Here is a 3643-nt window from a genome sequence, read left to right as displayed (position 1 = left end):
GAACAAATGGATGTGGTCAAGTGAGCGTCCAGTTCCAATTGCTACACAATCCAAAGGATTTTCTGCTACAATGACTGGCATTCCCGTCTCGCGCTGTAAGAGCTTGTCCAGGTTGCGCAGCAACGCTCCGCCGCCAGTTAATACGATACCTCTGTCCATAATATCAGCCGAGAGCTCTGGAGGACATTTCTCGAGAGTTACTTTAACAGCATCCACAATAGCGTTTACCGTATCCGTTAATGCTTCTGTAATTTCATCCGATGTAATAGCGAGCGTCTTCGGAAGACCCGAAACGAGATCGCGACCACGAATTTCAATCGTTTCTGGACGTTCCAATTGCAACGCGGATCCGATATCCATTTTTAACTGTTCAGATGTTCTTTCACCGATCATTAAATTGTATTGACGTTTAATGTACTGGATGACTGCTTCATCCATCTCATCTCCAGCAACGCGAATAGAACGGCTGGTAACAATTCCACCTAGCGAAATTACTGCTACTTCTGTTGTTCCGCCTCCAATATCGACAACCATACTTCCTGTTGGCTCCCACACTGGCAAATCTGCGCCAATTGCCGCAGCAAACGGCTCTTCGATTGTATAAGCCTCACGAGCCCCAGCTTGTTTTGCAGCATCCTCAACCGCACGTTTCTCAACAGCTGTAATTCCTGAAGGAACGCAAATCATAACGTTTGGATGATGAGGGAATAGAGCCCGTTGCTTTTGAGCAGAGCGCATAAAATATTTAATCATTGTAGCTGTCGTCTCAAAGTCAGCAATAACGCCATCTTTCATAGGACGAACGGCACGAATGTTTCCAGGAGTTCTACCGATCATTTTTTTGGCTTGTTCGCCAACTGCTTCAATTGTTTTTGTATCCGTACGAATGGCAACCACTGAAGGCTCCCTTACGACGATACCTTTTCCTTTGACAAACACGAGTGTATTAGCAGTACCTAAATCAATTCCTAGATCTTTCGAAAAACCACCAAACATGTTGTTGCTCCCTTCTAATTGCGCCAATCACTTTATTATATTACATATAACCTTGTTCCTTCAAACTGACAAACCGACCATCACCTATAACCAAATGGTCCAAAACCTCAATTCCCATTAAGTGTCCTGCCTCTGCCAAACGTTTTGTAAGCGCAATGTCCTCAGGACTTGGCGTTGGGTCTCCACTTGGGTGATTATGGACACATATAATGGAGGCGCTGCTTTTTTGAATAGCTGCTCTAAATACTTCACGAGGATGTACAAGCGATGCATTCAAAGTACCCATCGACAATGTTTCCMGKGCAATAATATGATTTTTAGTGTTCAAAAACAAGCAAACAAAATGCTCCTTCTTCAAATAACGAAGTTCATCCATCACATATTCCGCTGCATCCTGCGGCTTCCGAACAGTAACTACATCACCTAATCGGCTGCGAGTTATCCGTCTGCCAAGCTCAATACCTGCACGTAATTGAGTAGCTTTAGCCGGACCAATACCTCGAATAGCGGTCATTTCTTCCATGCTCATATCCATGAGATTGCGCAAACTTCCGCATTGCTTTAATAATGCGCCTGCTAAATGTACTGCAGATTGTTTCTCCGAGCCTGTACGTAACAATATTGCAAGCAACTCAGTATGGCTGAGTGCTTCTGCCCCATATCGCATCATGCGCTCTCTTGGACGTTCTTCATGGGGGACATCACGTAAAACCGTATATTGCGGTTCCATGTCCCTATCCGCCTCCACCAAAATATAGTTCATAAATAGATTGCCTTATTTTTCAAAAAACATGAATGTCATATTGAGTCAGCATGTCTGAAAGCAGAGATAACGGTAATCCGACAACATTAAAATAACAGCCATCGATTCGTTCGACAATTGTTGCGCCAAGACCTTGAATACCATAGGACCCTGCTTTATCGTTAGGCTCACCAGTTGCAACATAACGAATAATTTGCTGCTCACTAAGCGGCTTCATCTGCACTTTCGTCATTCGATGGGCAACAATCGCTTCACCATTAATCGATTGCATGCAAGCAATCCCAGTATAAACCTCATGCGCACGGCCTTGCAGACGTTTTAACATCGCCTTAGCCTCTTCATCATGAGCAGGCTTGCCCAGCACGTCTCCATCTAATACAACAATCGTATCAGCTCCGATAATGAGAGAGGAGTGCTTGTCCTCCTTCTGCTTCAGCATACTTAAAGCCGCTTGGGCTTTCCGTAAACTGAGATTCTCTACAACCKGTGCCGGTGTCCAGCCTATCTCGATTGATTCATCCGTATCTGTAGACAAAATATAAACCGGCAAGGAATGGTTCAGCGATGCGACCAGTTCCTTCCGGCGCGGTGACGAAGAAGCCAGAACAAGCTGACTTATCGGTTCAGTGCGTAATTGTATAGTTTCCATATAACGATTACTGTGCTCCTTCATACTTGCTGCTGATCTTTTCCATGCGATTTACATTTTGCGGTACAACCATATCGCTACAATTGCCCCTATTAAACTAAACAAGCTAAATTGAAGATTAATCGACAAATTAAAGTCTAGTACGTACAAATCCATAGCGGGAGACCATGAGGCTTCAATGGGCTTCGTCAAAAAAGAGAGGCCTGGAACTGGAGCCAGCCAGCGTGCTACTAAAGCACCCGCCAATAAACCTAGCACGATGAATACTAATAGGATCCAGCCGTTTTTCTTCATCTTTCAACGCCTCTCGCTACGAAATGACATCTAAGACTATTATACGCAGGAAGTTAGGTGTTTACAATGCGCTGATGGACTCAAACCACTGTTTTTGTGTAATGATTGCTTCCATGATTGCAGATTGCGTTGACCATAAATGTGCGCGAGACGGTTTTTTATCATATTCAAGCATCGATTTAGCTGCTGTATTCATAGATTTGAGCACTTTATCCAGATAGGTTTTACTAGCCGCATCTTTCGTTCCGGTACGCATAGTTGCTGCATTTTCCGTCCATTGCTGATACTCCTGCTGCCACGCTTCTGCTGCCGTTTTACCAACTGGTGAAAGAGATGGCTGCTCAAGCTGAGCTAATACTAACTCATCCAATATTTGGACGAGCTTATTCGTTTGTTCAAAGAAGGCTTGTGCTGATGCTGCATCTCCATCAAATGGAATTTGCTTCGGTGTTGCAATACTCATCTCTTTAATGTAAAGATCCATTTCCGACAACTGCCCGCGAATTAGTGCAGCCTCACTTCGATCAGTAGACATTCCCGCATATACACGATAGTCCTCCGCTGTTTTCATAGAAGCTGCTGCCAACCCTTTTTCAGCCAGCTGATCTAAAGCGAGATCACGACCCTCTGTATTGCTAAACACTCCAAATTGTAAAAAATAATAGGTTTTATCCAATCCTGCTAAAGAGACCATGGGACCTTCAGTCGAAGCTCCCTCCTTGCCAATCGGATCAGTAATAGGCAGCATAACGACATCGTCAATCTTTGTTATTTCGTTTGAATTTGTTCCAGGTTCCTTTTCAGCATTCACATTATTATTTATTGCTGGCTTTGATTCTATCTTATCCTTTGACCCGCCTGGCCATATAGCCGCTCCTGTAAATAACGAGAGCAATAAGTACCCAAATAACGCTCCAGTGGCGAGCGCTCCTGCTACAGAT

General features: G+C 44.1%; 5 protein-coding genes. All 5 read right to left on the bottom strand.

Annotated elements, in window-relative coordinates; genetic code table 11:
• On the bottom strand, nt 1-996 hold a 996-nt coding region (locus AC1DWN_RS30310; RefSeq protein ID WP_477562577.1), incomplete at its 3' end, for a rod shape-determining protein.
• 40 nt (nt 997-1036) lie between these two features.
• The gene (gene radC / locus AC1DWN_RS30305) at nt 1037-1726 is read right to left on the bottom strand and encodes a RadC family protein (RefSeq protein ID WP_477562576.1); all 690 of its coding nucleotides are present in this window, start codon (nt 1724-1726) and stop codon (nt 1037-1039) included.
• A 52-nt stretch (nt 1727-1778) separates the two neighbouring features.
• Nucleotides 1779-2408: a Maf family protein gene (locus AC1DWN_RS30300; RefSeq protein ID WP_477562575.1), complete on the bottom strand. Its 630-nt coding sequence runs from the start codon at nt 2406-2408 to the stop codon at nt 1779-1781.
• Between the two features lie 51 nt (nt 2409-2459).
• Entirely contained in the window at nt 2460-2702 is a 243-nt protein-coding gene (locus AC1DWN_RS30295; protein ID WP_477562574.1) for a DUF4321 domain-containing protein, read from the bottom strand.
• Nucleotides 2703-2763: 61 nt separating this feature from the next.
• The coding region (locus AC1DWN_RS30290) for an SPOR domain-containing protein (RefSeq protein ID WP_477562573.1) at nt 2764-3643 on the bottom strand (880 nt) is incomplete at its 5' end.

It is taken from the genome of Paenibacillus sp. P4_A7 (assembly GCF_056402455.1).
Note: the sequence above shows the minus strand (reverse complement) of the source record. Positions and strands in the feature narration are given on the sequence as shown.

Bases quoted from the DNA above. Each gene is read 5' to 3' on its own strand.
- AC1DWN_RS30295 (WP_477562574.1), bottom strand. From the start codon at position 2,702: ATGAAGAAAAACGGCTGGATCCTATTAGTATTCATCGTGCTAGGTTTA.